The sequence below is a fragment of the Lysobacter sp. P5_C4 genome (assembly GCF_054049695.1).
In genome coordinates this window covers 831,730-849,652 of sequence record NZ_JBFULX010000001.1, presented here as the reverse complement: position 1 = coordinate 849,652, position 17,923 = coordinate 831,730, and the positions used below count along the sequence as shown (strand labels likewise).

Sequence of the window (17,923 nt, the reverse complement as noted above, 5' to 3'; positions counted from 1 at the left end):
TGCGCTTGTACGGGCTACGGGGAAGCGGACAATGCACCGCCTGCCAAGAGCCATTTTTGAGGCTACCCCGGATGAACACGCTCGCGTCTTCCCCCGTTATCGATGCGCGCACCACGCCGGCCTGGATCACCCCCGCGGAGATCGGCCTGCTCGGTGCCGTCTGGGGCGCCTCGTTCTTGTTCATGCGCGTCGCCGCGCCCGAATTCGGCGCCGCCGCGCTGGTCGAGGTCCGGCTTGCATTGGGCGCGCTGGTGCTGTTGCCGTTCCTGTGGCGGGCGCGCGCGCAATTCCCGAAGCGGATCTGGCCGAAGCTCGCGCTGATCGGCGCGATCAACTCGGCCGTGCCCTTCGTGTTGTTCGCGTGGGCGGCGCAGCGTTCGCCGGCGGGCGTCGGCGCGATCTGCAACTCGATGACGGTGCTGTTCACCGCGCTGGTCGGGTTCCTGTTCTTCCGCGAAAAGATCAGCCTGCGGCGCACGATCGCCTTGTTGGTCGGCTTCGCCGGCGTGGTCGTGCTGGCGAGCGGAAAAACGGAAGGCGCGAGCATCGGGTGGGCCGTCGCCGCGGGCACGGGCGCGGCGGTGCTCTACGGATTCGGCATCAACCTGGTGCGTCGCCACGTGACCGGATTGCCGGCGGCGGCGGTGGCTGCCTCGACGATCGGTGCGTCGGCGTTGCTCGTCCTGCCGTTCGCGATCGCGCAATGGCCGGACCATGCGATTTCCACGAAGGCGTGGGGCGCTGCCGCCGGGCTGGGCGTGTTGTGCACCGGTTTCGCGTTCGTCTTCTACTACCGGCTGATCGCGCGCGTGGGTCCTGCGCGCGCTGCGACCACCACTTACCTCGTGCCGTTGTTCGCGGTGGTGTGGGCGTGGCTGCTGCTCGGTGAAGCCGTGACCGGGACGATGCTCGCCTCCGGCGCGTTGATCCTCGGCAGCGTGGCCTTCAGCCAGAAAGCGAAGTGATCAACGCACCGGTGGCTTGCGCAACAGCGTGATCGCGAAGCCTGCGACCACTGCGGCACCCACGATCAGCAACACCCACAACATCCAGTGTTTCCAATCTTCGGGCGTCGTCCGCCGCTCCAGAGCGGCGGTGCCCTCGCGCTGCGTCGGCTCGCCGAGCGAGGCGGGCATCGGTTGCCAGTCCTCGCCCTTCGACGCACGCATCGCGTCGACCAGGCGCGGCAAGGGCGCATCGCCGCGCATCGCGCGCGCGCTGCCCGCCACGAGCGCATACGGCGGCGTGCCCTGCGCCAGGAACACGACGACTTCCGGCCGATAACCGAGTTTCAGCGCAGGCGGCGAGGAGGGCGTGCCCGATTCGGCGACGAGCCGCCATTGCCGATCGCGCACCGGTGCCCCACCGATCGACGCGGGCGCAGAGGTCGTCGCGCCATCGCGCGCCGCGACGCGGAAGGCCACCCACGGGCCGGCGCGCCAAGTCCACGGCGCATCGTCGTCGTCGCGACTCTCCAGCCGCCATTCCACCGCCGCGTTGCCGCCAGCGATCACGTCCGCACGCTCCACCGGAAAGCGCCCGGGCGATTGGAACGCATACGTCACGCGACCGTGTTCGCGTCCTTCGCGGCCCTGCACGGTTTCCCACGCCCAGTTGCGTTCGCCCGCGGGCATCGCGATGCGCGCACGCACGTCGTCGAACGCGAACGCCTCGTCGCCGAGCGGCACCAGTCGCACGTACTTCGCCGGCATGCCGAGCGGAACATCGTTCTTCGCAAGCCGACTTCCCGACTGCTGCAGATCCAGGAACTGCAGGCGCGGATGCAGCGTGCGCCACACCTGCAGGTCGTCGCTGGTTTCCACGCGGAAGGCCGCCTGCACGTCGGCGCCCATCGGGAAATCGAAGACGAGCGCTTCCACGCCTTCGGGCCAACGGCTCAGGTCGAGCAGGAACGCACGCGGCGCCGGCGCATCGCCATTGCCTGGCGTGACCTGCGCTTCGATCGACAGGATGCGGCCGGTCGTATCGCGTCGCGCGATCAGCGAAAGCCCGCCGTCATCTTCGCCGCGCGGCGCGCGCACGACGAACCACGGCACCGATACGAATCGCGGCGGCGAGGCCAACGGCGCATCCGGCCCGAACACATCGGCGGCCACCGACCGGCCTTGCGCATCGACGACATCCACGTCCCGCAGGGCAGGCGAGGTGATCGCGCGATAGACGTTCGCATCCAGCTCGACGCGATACGCACCCGCGTCCGCCTCCGGCAAGGCGATCGACCATTGTTCCGCGTAATCCCCGCGCACCTGCGCCACGGCGAGCGCCGGCAGCAATGCGATCACGAACGCCCAACGCTTCATGCCGTCGCCTCCGAAGGCTGCGCGCGCGGCGGCGCCGGCGCGAAGTAACCCACCACCGTGCACAGCAGGCCGAAGGCGATGAACGAGCCGATGCCGAGCGCATTGCCGAGATTGTGCCGATCCACGAGCACCAGCTTGAGCAACACCACGCCCATCAGCAACGCACCGGCGAGCCACAGGGATCGCTGGCCGCGCTTGGAACCCAGCACCCAGGCGATCACGCCGAGCACGCTCCAGGTCACCGTCAGCGAGGTCTGCGCCAGGCTCGTGCCGACCAGGTGCGCATCCCACGCCACGCCCCCCCAGGCGTGCACCGCGTGCAACACTACCGAGGTGATCCACGCGAAGCCGGCGAAGGCCGTCAGCAGCACGCGCACGCGCGCGAGCCACTCCGGCGCCGTGCCCCAGGCACACCAATGCCACAACAGGGCGAGCGCTGCGAATTGCACGACTTCCATCGGGTTCAACACGGGGAGCCACGGCAACGGACTGCTGCCGCCGGGCAGCGCGAGGCTGCAGACCCACCCGATCGCGAGCACGAGGAAGACCAGGCCCGGCAACAACGTCGCCATCTCGTCGAAACGCTCGTGCAGGGGCGCGGCGAGCCATTGCCAACGCCATTGCGCGATAGTCGCCATCGCCAGCCATGGCAGCGCGATCGCCGCCACGCCCCAACCCTGTGCCAGATGCAGCGTATCGACGACCCAATACAGCGTGAGCGATGCGACGAACGGCCACACCAGCCACCACAGCAACTGTGCCCACGATGCGAGGCGATGCTCGCCCGTGCGCAGGCAATGCAGGCTGCGGATGCCGAACACCGCGTAGGCGATCCATGCCAGCCCGCCCGCGTCGCCGAAGGGTTGGTCGTGCAGGATCGTTTGCGCAATCGCCATCGGCACCGCGGAGGCGATGGCGAGCAATGCCGTGCCGATGAGCAGCGTCGTCGGGCGGCGACGGTGCGCTTCGGCCGCGAACCAACCGGTGGCCGCGTATGCGGCGAGCAGGAAGTCCGGTTCGGAATTGCCGGGCGCGAATTCGAGGACTTCACGCGTGATCGCGCCGATCCACCACGCCAGGCCCCACGCGTAGTAGAGGGAGAATTGCGGGATTTGTTCGTTGCGGCGATACACCCACGCCGTCGCCAGCGCGCCGACCGCAACGATCAGCAGGCCCATGAACTGGCCATTCGCGATGGCGGGCCCGACGACGCCGTGATCGTTGCCGAATGCAGACAGACATGCACCCGCTGCGATCACGTGCAACACGAAGGCCGCGATTTGCGGAACCACGCGTTGCTGCCGTACGCCCAGCCAGGCGAGGGCGGCGCCTTCCAGTGCGAACACGCCAGCCGTCGCGCGCGCCGACAAGGCAAGCGGCACGGACAATGTCGCGAAACCGACCGCGAGCAACGCGTACGCATCGCCGAGCACGCGGTTGGCGCCACGCCGGAAGACGAACCACGAAAGCCCCGCGTAAATCCCCGCCAACGCGAGCGCGTCGAATGCCAGCGGCATCCGTGCCCCGCGCATCAGCGCGGCCTGCAATGCGAAACACACCAGCGGCGTGGCGAAGACCAGCGTGCCGTCGACGAAATCGCGCCGCTCCATCGGCTGCCGCATCGCGTGCACGAGCGGAATCAGGAGATAGAACGCGAAGAACAGCAGCAGGAAAGGTTCGGTGGTGCGGAACTTGTCCGGCGCGTAGTCCAGCACGCCCCACGCCCCGCCGATGCCGAAGGTGAACACGAAGCCCAGCAGGTTGAGCACGCGCCACGACTTCCACCACGCGATCGCGAAGATCGCCGCGTTGAGCACCGCGTAGTAGGTGAACAAGGCGACGTGATTCCCGCCGCCGGTCGAGAGCCACAACGGCGAGAGGAAACCGGCGAGTACCGCGAAGAACGCCAGCGCCTTGGCATCCTGCACCACCGCGAGCACGCCCGCGCCGAACACCAGCACGACCGTGAGTGCGAACGCCGCGTTGCCGGGCACCAGGTCGTACAACTTGAAGGCAGCGAAGACGGCCATCATCAGGATGCCGATCGCGCCGCCCTGGAGGCTCAGGGCGAACACGCGATTGGTTTCGCGCTTGCGCCACGCGAAGACGAGCGCGGCGATCGCGACGCCGGCGACAACGGACAGGCGCAGCGAGATCGGCGCGTTGAGCCAGCCCTGGTCGGTCGCGTACTTCAGCAGGGCCGCGACACCGGCGAACAACACCAGGACGCCGATCTTCACCGGCACGTTGCCTTCGGTGAACCAGCGTTTGATCCGGTCGATGCCCTGGCCGATGACGTCCGGCGCCGGTTGGGCGCGTTCGAACGCGGGGCGCGGGGTTGGCCGGGACTTCGGCGGCGGAGGCGGGGCTTCGCGCGGTGCGATCGGCGCCGCGACCGGCGGCGCCTGCGGTTGCTGCGAAGCTGCCGCGGGCCGCTGCGAAAGCAGGTCGCGCAGCCGTTGCAGCTCGCGTTCGAGCGCCGACATGCGCTTGTTCGCGTTGCCGTTGTTACTAATGGCGATGATGGCCAGGACGAGCGCGGCCAAACCCAACAGACTTTCCACGGACGTCCCCTTCCCCTGGATGACCCGCGCATTCGATCAGCGCGCGGGCCGGAAGGCAAATCGGGCTCAACCCTTGGCCAGCAGCTCGATCAGGGTGGTCGCCGCCGCGGGGTTGCGTTCCTTGTCGGCGTTGATGAAGAACACGAACACGTCGCGGTGTTTCGCCTTCGGCGCGGCGCCTTGCAGGCGCGGCAGGTCTTCGGGGTCGCCCCCGTTCGCCCAGGTGCGCGCGCGTTCGGCCCAGGCGAGGAGTTCGGGCCGCGTGTATCCGGTCACGAGGTTCGAACGTGCGCGCATCAGGCGCGCGTAGACGAAATCCGCGGTGACGTCGGCGAACGAGGGCCACTCCGTGGAATCGGTGAACACCAGCGCCGCGTTTTTCTCGCGCGCCAGGTCCACGAGCGTCGCGTCCACCGACGCGGCGTCGCGCACTTCCAGCGCGTGCCGCACGGGTCGGCCGTCGGCCGATGCCGGCAAGGCATCGACGAAACGCGCGAAATCCTCGCGATCGAGCTTGCGTTCGAATTGCCACGAGATCGCGCCGAGCTTCGCGCCCAGCGTCGCGATGCCGCCAACGAAGGCGTCGACCTGGCCCGCCGTGTTCGCCAGCACCTTCGCCTGCACGATGCGCATCGGCGCTTTGGCCGTGAACAGGAAGCCGTCCGGCGTTTCGTCGCGCCAGCGGGCGTAGGTGTCGGGTTTTTGCGCGCTGTAATAGGTGCCGTTGATTTCGATCGCGCTCAGGCGCCGGCTCGCGTATTCGAGCTCGCGGCGCTGGACCAGGCCTTCGGGGAAAAAGGTTTCGCGCCACGGGGCGTAGGTCCATCCCCCGACGCCCACGCGGATCCCGTCGATCGCGCCGGGGGCGGTGAGACCGAGGTCGGCATCCTTCGCGCGCGGGGCAGCCATGCCCATGAGGGTAGCGCGACATGACGACCGGGACATCGACGCGGCCTCCACGCTGCGGGAAACTCGGTCTTTCCGTTCCGGACCCTCGCCCCATGCCCCGACTGACGACCCGCTCGACCCTGTGCCTGGCGCTGTTCGCCGCGCTCGCGCTGCCGACCCTGGCGCATGCGCAGGCCGCCGCCGCGCGGCCCGCAGCCGCGGCACAGGCCGAAGACGCGCGACTTGCGGGGTTCGATGCCTACGTCGAGGCGGTGCGCAAGCAGTTCGAGGTGCCGGGCATCGCGGTGGCCATCGTCGAAGACGGGCGCATCGTCTACGAACGCGGCTTCGGCCCGCGCGAGCTGGGCAAGCCGGCGCCGATCGACGCACACACGATGTTCGCGATCGCCTCCAACACCAAGGCCTTCACCTCGACCTCGCTGTCGATGCTGGCCGACGAAGGCAAGCTCTCGCTCGACGACCGCGTGATCGACCACCTGCCGTGGTTCCGCATGAGCGATGCGTACGTCACGCGCGAAATGCGCATCAAGGATCTGCTCGCGCACCGCAGCGGACTGACGCTCGGCGCGGGCGACCTGCTGTACTGGCCGACCACGACGTACACGACCGAAGAAGTCGCGCATCGTTTGAAGGACGTACCGCTGGGCGGTTCGTTCCGCGGCCAGTATGCGTACGACAACATCCTGTTCGGTGTCGCGCAGTTGGTGATCGAAGAGGCCAGTGGCATGAAGTACGAAGACTTCCTGCGCCAGCGCATCTTCGCGCCGCTGGGCATGGACGAAACGCGCTTCAACAGCGACACGCTCGAGGCGGGCGACAACGTCGCCACCGGTTACGCGCTCGCGGACTTCAAGACGCTCGAACCGGCGCCGCGCATGACCTGGCACAACGTCTCGGGGGCAGGCGGCATCTATTCGAGCGTCCACGACTTGAGCAAGTGGATGAACATGCATCTTGCCGGCGGCACGTACACCGACGCGAACGGCAAGGAACACCAACTCGTCAGCAAGAAGCGCCAGCAGGGCATGTGGACGATCGTCACGCCCATCCCGGTGAACGAGCCTTCCGTTCCCGAACTGCGCCCCGGCAAGCCGAATTTCCTGGGTTACGGGGAAGGCTGGCAACTGTCCGACTACAGCGGCAACAAGCTGGTGTGGCATACCGGCGGTTGGCCGGGCATGGTCTCGCGCCTGACGCTGGTGCCCGACAGGAAGATCGGCGTGATCGTGTTGACGAGCCAGGAAGTCGGCGCGGCCTTCAACGCAGTGACGATGCAGGCGCTCGACGCGATGTTGCGCACGCCGAAGCACGATTGGCTCGACGCGTACGGCAAGGCGGTCGCGAAGTCGAAGGCGAAAGCCGACGAAGACATGGAAAAGCACGTGGCCGCGCGCAACGCGAACGCGAAGCCTTCGTTGCCGCTCGCCGCCTACGCCGGGACGTATCGCGACCCGTGGTACGGCGATGTGGCCATCAAGAACGAAAGCGGCAAACTGGTGCTGCGTTTCACGAAGACGCCGGACCTTGTCGGCGACATGACGCCGTGGCAGCACGACACGTTCGTCGTGCGCTGGCGCCAGCGCTGGTTGAACGCAGACGCGTTCGTGAACTTCAACCTCGATGCCGACGGCAAGATCCGGGAAGTGCGCATGGATCCGATGTCGCCGATGACGGACTTCAGCTTCGACTTCCAGGATCTGCGGCTGAAGCCCGCCGAGCAGGAGTAACGCCTGCCGACGCGCGTCTTACTGGATCGGCTCGTCCAACATCAACTCGCGCACGAACCGCACCGGCGGGGCCCCGTACGACAACACCTGGTCGTGGTAGGCCTTTGCGTTGAACTTGGCGCCTTGTTTCGCTTCCCACGCCTTGCGCAGGTCGAAGTGTTCCTGCGCACCGACGAAGTACGTCGGCAATTGTGCGGAAGTCAGTTGCGCGCGCACCCATTTGCCTGCCGCTTCGCGTTCCTGCTGGAAGGTCTGGCGCGTCATCAGGTCCATCGCCTGCTCGCGCGACCAGTTTTCCACGTGCACGCCCTGGTCGAGGATCGCGTTGCCGATGGTGCGCAGGTAGAACTTCAGTTGCACGAGGCGGAACAAGGGATCGTTATTCATGTATCCCGCGTCGGCCATCATGTCTTCGGTGTAGACGGCCCACCCTTCGGCGAACAAACCCGAGCGCAACACACCGCGCAACAGGTCCTTGTTCTCGCCCGAATGCGCGCCTTCCAGGTAGTGGCCCGGCATCGCCTCGTGGATCGACAGCAGGTGGATCATGCGGCTGTTGTATTCGCGCAGGAACGAATCGACCTGCGCGGGCGTCCAGTCGTCCGGGATCGGCGAGATCGCGTAGTACGTGTCCAGGCCCTTGTCGAGTGGGCCGGGGGAGTCGCAATACGCGACAGACACGCCGCGCTGGAATTCCGGCATCAGGATGACCTTCACGGGCGCATCGGGCACGGTGACCAGTTCCTCCTCGCGCGTGAACTTCGTCGCGTCGGCCAGCGTCTGCTTGGCGAAGGCGACGACGTCCTCGCGCTTCGGGCGATCGGCATATGCCAGTTCCAGCGCGGCTTCGATCGCTTTCTGTTGTTGATCGCCGGTCGGCGATTCCGGCAGCGCCGGCGCATTCGCCTTGTCCTTCAGCACGGTGCGCGCGATGCCGTACATCTGCGCGCGCACGCGCTCGAGTTCGGACTCCGCACGTTGTTTGATGTCCGCGCGCGAAAGCGACGACATCAACGCGAACTTCAACTTCTGGTCGTACAGCTTCGCGCCGATGCGGAAATCGCCCTTCGCATTCGGCACCAGCGTGCCGTCGAGCCACTTCTGTTGTTCGCCGACGGCCTTGCGCAGCCCGGCGATGGCGGCGTCGAGGCGCTTGCGGTCTTCGCCCTGCAACTGGCCGGCGGCAGGCACGATGAACTGGTCGACGAGGCCGACGACGCCTGCGTTCTGTTTCGACACGGTTTCCGCATGGATCTTCGGCACACGCGCCGGATCGAGGTTCTCGCGCATCTGCGCGAACAACGCCGGCAGCCTCTCCATGCGCGCGGTCGCCGACTTCAGGCGCTCGGGCATGGGGGCGAAGTCGCGCGCCATCAGGTTGTAGAGCGCGCCGCCGGCGAGGCTGTTGTAGAGCTGCGGATCCCACGCCCAGGATTGCAGCGTCTGGAGCGCGAAGAGATCGCCGCGCACCTGGTTCGTGAGCAGGAGCAGATCGACTTGTTTCTCGCGCGACAGGGACGCCTGGTCGATCGCATCCAGTTCGCCGAGCAGCTTGGTGTTGAATTCGACCTGCGCCTTGCGGCCCACGGCGGAGTAGTCGTCGACCGTCGCGTCGAAACGGTGGTCGCCGATCTGCGTCGCGCTCACCGGGTTCAGGCGCATCCATTCGTCGAGCCATTGCCTGGTCACCGCGTCGAACTTCGCGTCGGCCTGTTCGGTGGACGCGGTGGCGGCGGTTGCGCCCTCGGCCGGCGCCGTGGGGGCTTGCCCCTGGCAGGCGGCGAGCGTTGCGGAGAGGACGGCAGCGGCGAGCAGACTGTGGCGCATGGGGTCAGGCCGGCGAGGAGGAGGGGCCGAGCATAAAGGCCCGCGCGTCGGCGCGCATGGGCCTGCTAGGCTGCGACCACTCATCGGGGAGCCTTCCATGCGCGCATTGCTGGCCGTCGTGTTGTTGCTCGGGATTTTCAGTGCGCCGGCGCGCGCGGCCTGTCCGCCCGAGGGCAAGACGCGCGAGCAACTCGAGGCGCTCAAGCTCCTGAAATGGACCGTGCCCGATGCGGTCGATCGACAGGGGCTGGCCGAAGGGCTGGTGGATTGCCTTGGCGATGCGGATCCGACGTTGCGCGACGGCATCGCGTATGAAGCGCTTGCGCACTGGATGCGTGCAGGCGAGATCGACGAAGCCGGATTGCGTTCGCTGCGCGACCGCTTGTACGCAGGGCTGGAGGCCGGCGATCCCGATGGTTTCCGTCGCCCGTTCGATGCACTCGTGCTCTCGGAAGTTGCGCGCACCGATCGCATCAAGCCGTGGATGACGCCGGAGGAACGCGGGGCGATGGTCGAGACCGCGTCGCACTTCCTGGAATCAGTGACCGACTACCGCGGCTTCGATGACAAGCAAGGCTGGCGCCACGGCGTGGCGCACGGCAGCGATTGGTTGATGCAGCTCGCGTTGAATCCCGCACTCGATCGCGGGCAGCTCGATCGGATGCTTGCGGCGATCGCGACGCAGGTCGTGCCGTCGACGTCGCATGCGTATGTCTACGGCGAACCGGGACGGCTTGGGCGGCCGGTGATGTTCATCGCCAAGCGCGAATTGCACACGGCAGCGGAGTGGGAGACGTGGTTCGTCGCGCTTGCACCCAAGCTCGGTGCGTCGAAGGACTACAACGACAACGGATGGTTGCTGCGACGGCACGATCTGCTGGCGTTCCTGACCGGGTTGTACCTCGAAGCGGACCGCAGCGACGATCCGCAACTGCAAGCGCTCGAAGCACCGGTCGTCGCGGGATTGAAAGCGGTGCCGTGATGCAAGGGACGAATCGCGTGATTCGCGAGACGTGAGCGAATTGAGCGAGTGATGCGATCTTCCGCACGATGTGTGCATCCCACGCATCGTCACGGAGAGATCGATGAAACGCATTGTGCTTTTGGTCGTGCTGGCCCTTGGGCTGGCGCCGCTGTTTGCCTCGCAGGCGCAGCGGATGTGCTTCCAGGATCGCCGCGTCAAGGAAGTCAAGATCGGTTACGTCGATGTCTGGGGCAAAGGCCCGGACGGCGGCGACGCGGTCTATTTCACGCTCGATAACGGTGCATTGTTTCCGCTCAACGCCTCCTACAACCTGGATTGGGCGCGCGGCCAAGCCTTGTACAAACTGCTCATGACTGCAATGGCCGGCCAGTACAAGGTCAGGGGTTACGACCACTTCGGGACGTCCTGCGACGACATCGACGAGTTGCACATCTACCGGTGAGTCGGGCGGCGTGCGCTCTTCGCGGGCTGCGCGCTCATCGACGCATTGCAAAATGCGACGCAACATCGCCGATGCGACGCCCGCCAGGCTTCAAAAGCTGCTCAACGACTGACGCTCAGTCGTCTTCGGCGTCGAACTCGGCGAGCACATCCAAGTCGAAGGCCAGCGCCTCCACCGTTTCGCGCACCTTGCGCGCGGTCGAGTCGTTCGGCGCCTCGATCTCGACCTCGTGCACGTCCGCGCCGCTGCGCAGGTCGCTCAGGCCGGCCGAACTGGAGTCGGCATCGTCCATGTGCGGCATCAGGTCCGCCACCTCCTCGACGTGCTCGATGCCGTCGAGGCTTTGCAACAGGTTGATGATCGCGCGCGCGTCGTCTTCGCTTCCGGTGACACGCAGTCGCAGGGTAGGCATCGCGGGTTCTCGGCGGTGGGGGACGCCGATGAGGCTAGGGAGACGGAAGCTAAAAACGCGTGACGAACCGCTGACTTCGCCAGCCGCACCGGTAGCGGCGCGGGACGAATCGCGCGATCTGCGAGACGCGAACGAATTGAGTGCGTGATGCGGTCTTCCGCACGATGTGTGCATCCCAAGCATCGTCACGGAGAGATCGATGAAACGCATTGTGCTTTTGGTCGTGCTGGCCCTCGGCCTGTCGCCGCTGCCTTCGGCGAAGGCGCAGCAGATGTGCTTCCAGGATCGCCGCGTCGCCGCGGTCAACATCGGCTACGTCAACGGCGACATGGGTCCCGACGGGGGCGATGCCGTGTACTTTCGTCTCGTCGAAAACCCGAACCGTTGGTACGCCCTCAACAAGAGCTACAACCTGGACTGGAATCACGGCGAGGCGCTGTACAAGATGCTGATGACGGCGATGGCGGGTGGCTTCAGGATTCGCGCCTACGACCACTTCTACCCATATTGCGACGACATCGACCAGATCGAAATCTACCGCTGACGGCAGGCCGCACATGTCTCGCATCCTTTCGATCCTGCTGACGGCGGCCTGCCTGCTGCTGCCCGCTCTCGACACCGCCGCGCAACCGATCACTCGCGTCTATCGCGCAGACTCGCGGCCGCCGCACGAGATCTTCGCCCACGGCTTCCAGGGTCGCGGCGCCAACATGGACCTGCTCGCCCACACGCTGGGGGAGTCGTGCGAGGAAACCAGCATCGCACGCGCAAGTACCTGGGTGAGCACGAGCGCCCGCCGGGAGACCGCCGTCGGCTTCGCGATAGGCCATCTGGAAGGCATCCCCGGCCACGGCCCGCAGAACGCGATGTACATCTACACGATCCGCCCCGACCACTCCTATGTCGATGTGCGTGCCGTGATGCGTCGCGCCGCAGCCGCCGGCCGTGCCGGCCAGGATGGGTACACGGCCGCGCAAGGGCAGACACTCGAGCATCTGATTTACACCACCGTGATCGGCGGCGAGGAAGAAGTGGTGACGCACCACGTCGATCCAGGCAACATCCTCAGCGCGGACATCGTGTTCTTCGACGCGAACGACGACTTCATCGAAGAGGCGACGGTCGTGAACGACGATTATCGCCAGCTCGACAGCGAGGCGAGCGATATCGTCGCCGACCTGCAGGCGTTCGTTCCCGCGGCATCGATTCGCGTCGGGTACGGCGAGGACTCCGACAGCGACAGCTCGTGCTCCATGACCTGTGATGGTGCGGGGCTCGGCATCGGATCGCGCTCAGTCCTCGACCATGCGCCGCCACCGGCGCATTGCAACGTGCGTAGCGGGTTCTCGCCGATGCTTCTCGACGTCATCAACGACTGAGGATCTCGCGTGAACATGCATTTCATCCTTCGCGCGTTCCTGGCGCTCGCCCTGTGCGCGATGGTCTTGCCGTCCGCCGCGCAGCTCAATCCCGGCCTCGACGCCTCGACGCCGATCCGCGTCGTCTACCGCGTCGATACGGTGCACCCGCTCACGGCTTTCATCACGGGGTTCACCACGCGCGGCATGAATGAAGACCTGCTCGCGCTGACGTCGGGCGTCCCGTGCAACCCCCAGAACCCATCGCCGGGCCCGGGATGGGTGGTCATGACGGCGGACCGCGGACAGGCGGTACGGTTCGCGCAACAGGTGCTCGAACAGCTACAGGCGACCGGGGCGAATCGTCGCGTCTATCTCTTTGCCATTCGGGCCGATGCGGACTTCATCAGCGTGCCGGGGGCCTTCTACAGCGCGATCGACGCCGGGCGCGCGAATCGCGCCCCCTACACGCCGGAACTTGCCAACGCGCTGGAGTACCTGCTTTACACGCGCCCGATCCTGGGTGACCAGTTCGTCGTTGCGTCACGCAACTTCATCAATGCCACGTCGCTGTGGATCGAGGGCGGCGAGGTTGTGGAGAACGGCTCGCCGACCACAAACGCCGGCTACATCCACGATCCCTCGACGGCGGCGACGACCGACGTCCCCGATGGGCGTCTGCCAGCCCTGCTGCCGCCGTACGCGATTGCGTCGAGCGAAGCAGCGGCCACGGGCACTTGCGCCATGTCCTGCGATCGCGCCACGTCGGCGAGCAGCTTTTCGCTGGACGGCGAGATCGACTACGCCACCCAATGCAGCCGGAGCGACGCAATGACGCCGCTGCTGTTCGACATCATCAACGGCTGACGATCAGTTCTCGTCCTCGTCGAATTCGGCGAGGACGTCCAGGTCGAACGCCAGGGCCTCCACCGTTTCGCGCACCTTGCGCGCGGTCGAGTCGTTCGGCGCCTCGATCTCGACTTCGTGCACGTCCGCGCCGCTGCGCAGGTCGCTCAGGCCGGCCGAACTGGAGTCGGCATCGTCCATGTGCGGCATCAGGTCCGCCACTTCCTCGACATGCTCGATGCCGTCGAGGGATTGCAGCAGGTTGATGATCGCGCGCGCGTCGTCGTCGCTTCCGGTGACACGCAGTCGCAAGGTAGGCATCGCGGCGCTCTCGGCGGTGGGGACGCCGATGAGGCTAGGGAGCCGGAAGCTAAAAACGCGTGACGAAAAGACTACTTCACCGCCCGCACCGGCAAGGGCACGTTGCACAAATCGATGTGGCCCGCGGGGCGCTTGTACCACTCGTCCTTCCGGTTGCGGCGCGATTCGACCAGGGTGCCGAAGGTCTTGCTGTCGGTACGCAACAGCTCGAGCTTGGTGCGGTCGGCTTCGGGCACTTGGCTGGCGAGTTTCACCGAGGCGATCGGCACGTATTGCTTCGGGTCTTCGTAGAAGCCGAGCGCGCCGGTGCCGCGCGGCAGCACGCTCAGCAACTCGATGCCCTGCACGACGCGGCCCACGAGCGTGATGTTGCGGTCGAGCATGCGTGGCGACTGCCCGGTGACCGCATAGAGCGACGTGCCGTCGCTACTGTCGGCCGCGACATCGCGCCCGGCACCGACCATGCCATAGCAATGCGCGAGCCAGGCCTTGCCCGCTTTCGGGTCGCGCGCAGCGGGGAAGCCGTCGGAGAAACCGACTTGCGGCGCCCACCCGTCGCTGTCGGGGAGCCGCACGAACGGGGCACCGTTCGCGTTGCGTTCGAACTCGGCCGGCAATTTCAGCTTCGCCGTTCCCCGCTTGCGCTGCTTCGCCGCATCTTCTTCCGGGTCGCCCCATTGCGCGACGTAGTTGTCCTGCGAACGAATGACGAACAGGCCGTCCCAGTAACCTTCCTTCGCGAGCGTGCGGATGTTGGCGACATGCTCGGGCGCGAAGGTCGGCGCGAGCTCGATGATCACGCGGCCGGCGGGCAGCTGCATGTAGAGCGTGCGATCCGGATCGAGCGTGCGCCAGTCGGACTTCGGCGACGCATCCAGGATCTCCTGCATCGACGGCACCTTGGGCTTCTCGTCCGCTGCGAGCGCTGCAACCGAGGCGAGAGCGAAAGACAGTGCGAGGGCGAGCGAGCTGACGTGCGAGCGCATGTGGAACTCCGTCGTGACGTATGCGACGGAGTCTGAAGCTATTGCTGCAGTTCCCGCAACACGACCGAGGGCGGGACGTCGACCACGCGTCGCGTCGCAATCAGGCCCGTGACCAGCGCGGCGACCAGCCCGATGCCGCCGCCGGCCGCGGCCAGCGCCCAGTTCGGTTCCCACGGCAGCCCGAAGACCCGTTCGGAGAGCACGCCCGCCAGCACCGATGCCGCGATCGCCGCCACCAGGCCCGACAACAACCCGATGGCCGCGAACTCCGAGGCCTGCGCCAATCGCAATTGCCTGCGGCTTCCGCCGAGCACGCGCATCACGCCGCCTTCGAGCAGGCGCTCGTCCTGGCTCGCGCTGATGGCGGCGAGCAACACGAGGATGCCGGCCGCCAGCGAGAACCAGAACACGACCTGCACAACCGCCGACACCTGGTCGGCGGTGGCGCGCACCTGCGCGAGGGTCGCTTCGATATCGATGACGGTCAGGTTCGGGAAACGTTCGACGAGTTGCGCGGTGAAGCGAGGCTCGGTTTTCGGCACGCTGACTGCCGTGATCCAGCTCGCCGGATAGCCGTCCAGTGCACCCGGGGAGACGAGCACGAAGAAATTCGGGCGGAAGCTGTCCCAGCTGACTTCGCGGAAACTGGTGATCTTCGCTGCGAAGGGTTGGCCGGCGATGTCGAAGGTGATGCGGTCGCCGAGTTGCCATCCGAGCGAATCGGCGAACTTCCGCTCGACCGACAACTCCGGCGACTTCGGCACGCGATCGCCCCAGAAGGTGCCGGCCGAAAGGCGATTGTCCTCGCGCAGTTCGCTGCCGAAAGACAGATTGAACTCGCGTTCGGCGCGGCGCTGCATCTGCGGGTCGTCGGGATAGTCCTTCGCGGTGACCGCCTTGCCGTTGCGATCGAGCAAACGCGCGCGCACCATCGGGTACAACGTCGGCGCAGCAAGCCCGTTGGACGTGACGAATTCGCGCACCGGTGCGAGCTGGTCCTGCTGCACGTTGAGGATGAAACGATTCGGCGCATTCTCGGCGAGCGAGAGTTGCCAGCGATCGAGCAGGTCGGTGCGCACGAAGGTCAACAACAACAGGGCCATCAGCCCGAGACCCAGCGCCGACACCTGTGCGACCGCGGTCCCCGCGCGTCGTCCGACATTCGCCAGCCCGTAGCGCAGGCTGCCGCGCAAACGCGTGCGAACTTTGCGAACGACGAGGATCATCGCCCAGGCGAGCAAGGCCAGGACCAGCAACGTCCCTGCGATGCCGCCGAGCATCGCGGTGGCCGGCGTCGGCGATTCGGCCTTCCACCACAGCAGCGCCGCAAGACCCGTGAATGCGGCGACGCCGACGATCCACGCACTCGGTTCGGTCGGATCCAGGTCGCGCCGCAACACACGCAACGCCGGCACGCGGCGCAATGCGAGCACGGGCGGCGCACCGAAGGCGATCAAGACGACGAGGCCGACCGCATAACCTTGCAACGCCGGCAACCACCCGGCCGGCGGGATCGAAATCGCAAGCACGCGTGCGAGCCATTCGCCGATCGCCCATTGCAGCGCAAAGGCGATCGCGACGCCCACCGTGCACGCGATCAACCCGAGCCACGTCAATTCACCGAGATGCACGGCGACCAGCGTGCGCTGCTGCGCACCCAGGCAACGCATGACGGCACTGCCGTCGAGATGACGCGCACTGTGGCGACGCGCCGCCATCGCCACCGCGATCGATGCAAGGATGACGGACACCAGCGCCGCAAGCCCGAGGAAACGCCCCGCGCGATCCAGCGCCGAACGCATTTCCGGCCGCGCGTCCTCGATCGTTTCGATGCGCTGTCCGCGCCCGCGTTGCGTGCGCGCGGTGTCGAGGAACCGCGCGACCGCCGGGCCGTCGCCTGCGACGACGAGTCGATAGCCGACACGGCTGCCTTCCTGCACCAGGCCGGTCTTCGGCAGGTCGGCCAGGTTGATCGCCACGCGCGGCGCGGTGTTGAAGTAATCGAAGGCCGCGTCGGGTTCCTGCGCAATCAGGGCGGCGATGCGGAAGTGCGCATCGCCGATGACGAGGGCATCACCGGCCTTCGCATCGAGCGTCTGCGCCCCGGCGACGGTCATCCAGGCAGTGCCGGATGCCGGTCCTCCGCGCGCATCGCGTTCGACACCGCCGATGCGATCGACCAGGCGGAACGTGCCGCGTAACGGGAAATGCGCATCCAGCGCGCGCAGTTCGCCGAGCTGCAGGCGTTCGCCCACGCGCACCATGCTGCGCAGTTCGACGGTGTCGGCGTGCTGCAGTGCCGGCGCGTTCGCGGCATGGCGCACCGCACCGGCGATGGGCGAATCCGAACGCACCACGGCATCGCCGCCGAGCAGGCGGTTCGCTTCCTGCGCCAGTGCGCGGCCAGCGCGATCGGTGACGAAACCGACGGAGGTGATCGCGACAACCGCGAGGACGAGCGCGACGAACAGGATGCGCACGTCGCCGGACGCGAAGTCGCGGCGCAATTGCCGCCATGCGAGCACCAGCGGATTCATGCGACGCGGCGACCGCTGTCGAGCCGGATCTGGTGCCTGCAGCGCGCCGCGAGGTGTTCGTCGTGCGTCACGAGCACCAGCGTCGTACCGGCGTCGGCGTTGAGCGAAAACAACAGGTCGATGATCGCCTGGCCGGTGTGCGTGTCGAGGTTGCCCGTCGGTTCGTCGGCGAACAGCAGCGCCGGTTGCGTCACGAATGCGCGCGCAAGGGCGACGCGCTGTTGCTCGCCGCCGGAGAGTTGCCGCGGGTAATGCCCGAGGCGCGCGCCGAGGCCGACCTTCTCCAGGATGCGTCGCGCAGGCGCCTGCGCATCGGCATCGCCGCGCAATTCAAGCGGCAGCATCACGTTTTCCAGCGCCGTCAGCGTCGGCAGCAACTGGAAGCTCTGGAACACGAAGCCGACCTTTTCGCCGCGCACGCGCGCGCGGCCGTCTTCGTCGAGCGTCGACAGCGATTGGCCATCCAGGTGCACGCTGCCGGAACTCGGCGTGTCGAGGCCCGCAAGCAAAGAAAGCAGCGTGCTCTTGCCCGATCCCGACGCGCCGACGATGGCCACCGCATCGCCGCGTTCGACCGTGAAGGCCACGTCCTCGAGGATCGTCAGCGCGCCGTCGGGCAGCGGGACGGTCTTGCCGAGGCCACGGACATCGAGCGCGACGGGGGAGGTGGGGGCATGCATGCGGCTTT

The 17,923-nt window shown here is 66.9% G+C and carries 16 protein-coding genes; 7 read left to right on the top strand and 9 right to left on the bottom strand.

The genetic code is table 11. The features are described 5' to 3' along the window. Nucleotides 1–71 precede the first annotated feature (71 nt). A complete protein-coding gene (locus ACXJJ8_RS04035) occupies nt 72–965 on the top strand; it encodes a DMT family transporter (protein ID WP_499027098.1) in 894 nt (297 codons plus the stop codon). On the opposite strand, the gene ACXJJ8_RS04030 is transcribed toward ACXJJ8_RS04035, so the two are convergent. The 3 genes from ACXJJ8_RS04030 to ACXJJ8_RS04020 all read right to left on the bottom strand — a co-directional run bounded on the left by ACXJJ8_RS04030 (nt 966) and on the right by ACXJJ8_RS04020 (nt 5,794). Beyond that, on the bottom strand, nt 966–2,321 hold the full coding sequence (locus tag ACXJJ8_RS04030) for a DUF3999 domain-containing protein (RefSeq protein WP_499027097.1): 1,356 nt from the start codon (nt 2,319–2,321) through the stop codon (nt 966–968). It lies immediately after the preceding gene. After that, nucleotides 2,318–4,885 (bottom strand): DUF2339 domain-containing protein, encoded by a 2,568-nt coding sequence (locus tag ACXJJ8_RS04025; protein WP_499027096.1) that lies wholly within the window; start codon nt 4,883–4,885, stop codon nt 2,318–2,320. Before ACXJJ8_RS04025 ends, ACXJJ8_RS04030 begins: the two co-directional genes overlap by 4 nt. A 66-nt stretch (nt 4,886–4,951) precedes the next feature. Then, the gene (locus ACXJJ8_RS04020) at nt 4,952–5,794 is read right to left on the bottom strand and encodes a DUF72 domain-containing protein (protein WP_499027095.1); all 843 of its coding nucleotides are present in this window, start codon (nt 5,792–5,794) and stop codon (nt 4,952–4,954) included. A 92-nt stretch (nt 5,795–5,886) separates the two neighbouring features. Here ACXJJ8_RS04020 and ACXJJ8_RS04015 point away from each other — a divergent pair, with 92 nt between their 5' ends. After that, nucleotides 5,887–7,521, top strand: coding sequence for a serine hydrolase (locus tag ACXJJ8_RS04015; protein ID WP_499027094.1), 1,635 nt, complete (start codon nt 5,887–5,889; stop codon nt 7,519–7,521). 18 nt (nt 7,522–7,539) lie between these two features. On the opposite strand, the gene ACXJJ8_RS04010 is transcribed toward ACXJJ8_RS04015, so the two are convergent. Beyond that, on the bottom strand, nt 7,540–9,348 hold the full coding sequence (locus tag ACXJJ8_RS04010) for a DUF885 domain-containing protein (protein WP_499027093.1): 1,809 nt from the start codon (nt 9,346–9,348) through the stop codon (nt 7,540–7,542). 97 nt (nt 9,349–9,445) lie between these two features. Here ACXJJ8_RS04010 and ACXJJ8_RS04005 point away from each other — a divergent pair, with 97 nt between their 5' ends. Continuing rightward, the gene (locus ACXJJ8_RS04005; protein ID WP_499027092.1) at nt 9,446–10,330 is read left to right on the top strand and encodes a DUF2785 domain-containing protein; all 885 of its coding nucleotides are present in this window, start codon (nt 9,446–9,448) and stop codon (nt 10,328–10,330) included. Between the two features lie 103 nt (nt 10,331–10,433). Further along, nucleotides 10,434–10,775 carry a hypothetical protein gene (locus ACXJJ8_RS04000; protein ID WP_499027091.1) on the top strand — a complete coding sequence of 114 codons (342 nt, stop codon included), beginning with the start codon at nt 10,434–10,436 and terminating at the stop codon, nt 10,773–10,775. A 115-nt stretch (nt 10,776–10,890) separates the two neighbouring features. Here ACXJJ8_RS04000 and ACXJJ8_RS03995 read toward each other — a convergent pair whose 3' ends face one another. Then, nucleotides 10,891–11,187 carry a hypothetical protein gene (locus ACXJJ8_RS03995; RefSeq protein ID WP_499027090.1) on the bottom strand — a complete coding sequence of 99 codons (297 nt, stop codon included), beginning with the start codon at nt 11,185–11,187 and terminating at the stop codon, nt 10,891–10,893. A 199-nt stretch (nt 11,188–11,386) separates the two neighbouring features. Here ACXJJ8_RS03995 and ACXJJ8_RS03990 point away from each other — a divergent pair, with 199 nt between their 5' ends. The 3 genes from ACXJJ8_RS03990 to ACXJJ8_RS03980 are packed head-to-tail and all read left to right on the top strand — an operon-like array spanning nt 11,387 to nt 13,412. Further along, a complete protein-coding gene (locus ACXJJ8_RS03990; protein WP_499027089.1) occupies nt 11,387–11,731 on the top strand; it encodes a hypothetical protein in 345 nt (114 codons plus the stop codon). Between the two features lie 13 nt (nt 11,732–11,744). Further along, a complete protein-coding gene (locus tag ACXJJ8_RS03985; RefSeq protein ID WP_499027088.1) occupies nt 11,745–12,566 on the top strand; it encodes a hypothetical protein in 822 nt (273 codons plus the stop codon). 9 nt (nt 12,567–12,575) lie between these two features. Continuing rightward, on the top strand, nt 12,576–13,412 hold the full coding sequence (locus ACXJJ8_RS03980; RefSeq protein WP_499027086.1) for a hypothetical protein: 837 nt from the start codon (nt 12,576–12,578) through the stop codon (nt 13,410–13,412). Between the two features lie 3 nt (nt 13,413–13,415). Here ACXJJ8_RS03980 and ACXJJ8_RS03975 read toward each other — a convergent pair whose 3' ends face one another. The 4 genes from ACXJJ8_RS03975 to ACXJJ8_RS03960 form a co-directional block, all read right to left on the bottom strand. Continuing rightward, on the bottom strand, nt 13,416–13,712 hold the full coding sequence (locus ACXJJ8_RS03975; protein ID WP_499027084.1) for a hypothetical protein: 297 nt from the start codon (nt 13,710–13,712) through the stop codon (nt 13,416–13,418). A 71-nt stretch (nt 13,713–13,783) separates the two neighbouring features. Continuing rightward, nucleotides 13,784–14,698 (bottom strand): peptidylprolyl isomerase, encoded by a 915-nt coding sequence (locus ACXJJ8_RS03970; RefSeq protein WP_499027083.1) that lies wholly within the window; start codon nt 14,696–14,698, stop codon nt 13,784–13,786. A gap of 38 nt (nt 14,699–14,736) precedes the next feature. Continuing rightward, complete coding sequence (locus ACXJJ8_RS03965; protein ID WP_499027082.1) at nt 14,737–17,235, bottom strand: ABC transporter permease; 2,499 nt, start codon at nt 17,233–17,235, stop codon at nt 14,737–14,739. Further along, a complete protein-coding gene (locus ACXJJ8_RS03960) occupies nt 17,232–17,915 on the bottom strand; it encodes an ABC transporter ATP-binding protein (RefSeq protein WP_499027080.1) in 684 nt (227 codons plus the stop codon). Before ACXJJ8_RS03960 ends, ACXJJ8_RS03965 begins: the two co-directional genes overlap by 4 nt. Between the last annotated feature and the right edge of the window lie 8 nt (nt 17,916–17,923).